Origin of the sequence: Zoogloea sp., from assembly GCF_044344315.1 — a bacterium.
Classification (GTDB): domain Bacteria; phylum Pseudomonadota; class Gammaproteobacteria; order Burkholderiales; family Rhodocyclaceae; genus Zoogloea.
The window spans coordinates 1-3,542 of record NZ_JBIJDC010000188.1; the positions used below are offsets into that span (position 1 = coordinate 1).

The following is a 3,542-nucleotide window of genomic DNA, read 5'->3' on the forward strand; positions in this document are numbered from 1 at the left end:
GAGGGGGCGAGCGCCTGCCTTGGGGCGGCCCGACGGCAGGCTTGAGCCCCCACGCTCACCCCACTGCGTGGGGGTCGCTGCCCTGCGGAAGGCGGGGTTGGGGCTCCTTTACGGGGGTGGGGTGCTCAGGGCGGCGCGGGCGGCGACTTCGTCCTTGCGGATGACGCTGGCGGGTTCGCCGCCGATGGCCCAGTCCTGGGGTTCGACACGGCGGCAGCTGCCGCGGACCAGCTCGCGGCGCACGCCCAGGGTGTCCACCAGCAGCTCGGTGAAGCCGCGCAGCAGGCGGTGGCGTTCGTCGAGGGGGCGGCCGTCGAGCACGATGAAGTCAAAGAACGGGGCATGCAGGCCGTTGTGGGCACACAGGCCGCCAGCCACGGCAAACTGGCCGGGGCGGTGGAGTGTGATGAAGGCCCGCACCCGCTCCAGGGGTGCCTTCAGCACCTCGGCGTACAACTGGCAGGCACCGATCAGCAGGCGCTCGTCCTGCTCGGGGGTGCTCATGCCGTCGACCAGATGAAAATTCACGATGGGCACGGTCTGGCTCCTGGGCGATGTCTATGGGCCAGGTAGGGTCGGGTTCGTTCGACCCTACCTGGATCTCGGCAAGCGGAACGCCTGCTCAGGGCAGGCCGCGGCGGCGACCGGAATCCAGCATCAGGCTGGAGCCGGTCATGGCGTCGGCCTCGGGCGCGAGCAGGATGGACACCGCCCAGGCCACCTGCTCCGGGGTGGTGAAGCGGCCGATGGACGACTCGGCCAGCATCTCGGCCAGCACGGCATCCACCGTAATGCCACGCTGCGCGGCCCTGTCGGCAGCAACCCGGCGCAGGCGCTCGGTGTCGGCCGGGCCCGGGGCGATCAGGTGGGCGGTGACGCCACGGGGGCCATAGGCCAGGCTGAGCTGGCGCACCACATTCACCAGCGCGGCGTTGGCCACCCCGGCCGAGGCCGCGTAGGCGGTAGGCTCGAAGCCGTAGTGGCCGCCGATGGCGACGATCCGCGAGCCCGCCGCCAGCCAGCTATCCACGGCCCGGCTGAGGCGCAGCAGACCGCCGACCTTGATGTTCACGGCGTCCACCATGGTCGCCGTGGGCGCCGTGAGGATGCCGCCGGCCACGGTCACGCCGGGGCCGTGCACCACCATGCGCACCGGCCGGTCCACCGCGGCGGCAATCACCGCGATGGCCGAGTCGCTGGCGATGTCGGCGGCACAGGCCACCAGCCCGGGCACCCGCTCCCGCAGGGCCGCCAGGGAGTCGGCGCTGCGCGCCACCGCCACCACGCCCAGGCCGGCGGCGGCGAGACGCTCCACCATGGCGTTGCCGAAGGCGCCGGTGGCACCGACGACGACGGCCAGTTCTTCACGCTTGTTCATGTGCTTGCTCCTTGTGGCTCAGCCGGTCAGTACGGTCAGGAAGCTCTCGCGAACCACGTTGTCCTGGGCGAAGGTGGCATGCCCCAGTTCGGTGGTGTCCCAGGTGAGGGTCGGGGTGTCCGGGTAGTGCACGTAGCCGCCGGAGAAGACCTCGTTGCGGTTGCCTGACGGGTCGAAGAAGTAGATCGTCGCGCCGCGGGTGACGCCATGGCGGTTGGGGCCCACGTCCACCGGGATGCGGTACTTGCCGATCAGATCGGCGGCGTGGATCACGTCGGTGACCGATTCGAGCAGGAAGGACACATGGTGGAAGCGCCCGGGCGTGGGCTGCAGCACGAAGGCGATATCGTGGGGCTTGGTGGAGCAGCTCAGGAACAGGGCCAGGGACTGGCCACCCTCGGCGTCGATGAGGCGCTCGCTCAGATCAAAACCGAACACCTCGGTGAACAGGCGGGCCGACGCGTCGATGTTCACGCCGCCCAGCAGGGCATGGTCGAGGCGGTTGATGCGGAAGCCGCGGATCACCCCCTCGTCGGGCATCACCCCCGGGTTGAGCAGGGGCAGGCTGTTGCCGGTCTGCTCCTTGTGGGCATATAGCTGCATCACATGACCACTCGGCAGGGTGAATTGCAGGCGCCGCCCGCTCTTCGGGTACACCCCGGCTTCAATGTGCTCCACCTGCAGGCCGAAGGCGCGGATCCTGGGCTCCAGCTCATCCAGTGTCGCGTCGTCGAAGACCTTGAAGGCAAAGTAGTCCATGCCCGACGACTCCGCCTCGCGCAGCACCAGGCAGTGGTGGTCGTGCTCGTCCCAGGCCTTGAAATACACCTGTCCGGCGGCGTCGGTCATGACCTCGTGCAGGCCCATGCGTTTGCCGTAGTGCTCGCGGGCTTCGCCCATGTCGAGTACGCGTATCGCCACTTCGCCCATGCGAAGCAATCCTCTGAGTGCCATCTTTGTCTCCGTTGGTGGATGGGGGTGCTACTGCGGGGTGCCTGCGTGGGCACCCCGTCCGTGTCTTCATGCGGCCACGGCCTTGAGCAGGCCGCGCTCCCTGGCCATGGTCATGGCGGTATCCATGATCATGTCTTCCTGACCGCCGATCATTTTCTTGCGCCCCAGCTCCACCAGGATGTCCCGGGCCGACACGCCGAAGCGGTCAGCCGCGCGCTTGGAGTGGAGCAGGAAGGTGGAGTACACCCCGGCAAAACCGAGGGTCAGGGATTCCCGATCGACGCGCACCACGTGCTCCATCATCGGCACAATGAGCTCCTCGGCCACGTCCATCAGCTTGAAGAGATCCACACCGGTTTCGATGCCCATGCGCTCGCAGACGGCGGCAAAGACCTCCAGCGGCGTGTTGCCCGCCCCTGCCCCCAGCCCCGCGGCGGAGCCGTCGATGCGGGTGGCGCCGGCCTCGATGGCGGCGATGGAGTTGGCAATACCCATGCCCAGGTTGTGGTGGCCGTGGAAGCCGATCCCGGTTTCCGGGTTGAGCACGGCGCGCAGGGCGCCGATGCGGGCCTTCACGTCGTCCGGCAGCATGTAGCCGGCGCTGTCGGTGACATACACCGTGTGGGCGCCGTAGCTCTCCATCAGTTTGCCCTGGCGGGCGATGCCCTCGGGGTCGTTAAGGTGGGCCATCATCAGGAAGCCGGTGGTGTCCATGCCCAGCTTGCGGGCAAAGGCGATGTGCTGGGGCGCGGTGTCGGCCTCGGTGCAGTGGGTGGCCACGTGCACGCTGCGGGCGCCGCAGTCGTAGGCCGACTGCAGCTCGCGCATGGTGCCCAGGCCGGGGATCAGCAGCACCGACACCTTGGCCTGGGTCATTTTCGCCGCCACCGCCGAGATGTATTCCTCGTTGCTGTGGGGCGCAAAGCCGTGCTGCAGGGAATTGCCGCCCAGGCCGGCGCCGTGGGTGACCTGGATATAGGGCACACCCGCCGCGTCCAGGGCGGTGGCGACCTTGACCATCTGGTCGACGCTGATCTGTTCGCGCTTGGCATGCATGCCGTCACGCAGGCACATGTCGTGCAGGATGATTTTCTTGCCTTTGAGATCCATGAGTCTCTCCGATGTAAAGGGTGTAGCGATGCTGCGGCACCCGGTAGGGGCGACTTCAGCTCGGATGGGCGACTGCGGCATCCGGTAGGGGCGACTTCAG

At 68.2% G+C, this 3,542-nt stretch carries 4 protein-coding genes; all 4 read right to left on the bottom strand.

Going from position 1 to position 3,542, the window contains the following annotated elements:
• Window positions 1-108: 108 nt before the first annotated feature.
• Window positions 109-537: a tautomerase family protein gene (locus ACIQ09_RS21940; protein ID WP_398314507.1), complete on the bottom strand. Its 429-nt coding sequence runs from the start codon at window positions 535-537 to the stop codon at window positions 109-111.
• Window positions 538-622: 85 nt separating this feature from the next.
• Entirely contained in the window at window positions 623-1,378 is a 756-nt protein-coding gene (locus ACIQ09_RS21945; protein WP_398314509.1) for an SDR family NAD(P)-dependent oxidoreductase, read from the bottom strand.
• A gap of 18 nt (window positions 1,379-1,396) precedes the next feature.
• Window positions 1,397-2,332 carry a catechol 2,3-dioxygenase gene (locus tag ACIQ09_RS21950; RefSeq protein WP_398314511.1) on the bottom strand — a complete coding sequence of 312 codons (936 nt, stop codon included), beginning with the start codon at window positions 2,330-2,332 and terminating at the stop codon, window positions 1,397-1,399.
• A 66-nt stretch (window positions 2,333-2,398) separates the two neighbouring features.
• Window positions 2,399-3,442, bottom strand: coding sequence for a 4-hydroxy-2-oxovalerate aldolase (gene dmpG / locus ACIQ09_RS21955; RefSeq protein ID WP_398314513.1), 1,044 nt, complete (start codon window positions 3,440-3,442; stop codon window positions 2,399-2,401).
• Window positions 3,443-3,542 lie beyond the last annotated feature (100 nt).

Coding starts and splice junctions, on each gene's coding strand:
- ACIQ09_RS21945 (WP_398314509.1), bottom strand. CDS start 1,378: ATGAACAAGCGTGAAGAACTGGCCGTCGTCGTCGGTGCCACCGGCGCC.
- ACIQ09_RS21950 (WP_398314511.1), bottom strand. CDS start 2,332: ATGGCACTCAGAGGATTGCTTCGCATGGGCGAAGTGGCGATACGCGTA.
- dmpG (WP_398314513.1), bottom strand. CDS start 3,442: ATGGATCTCAAAGGCAAGAAAATCATCCTGCACGACATGTGCCTGCGT.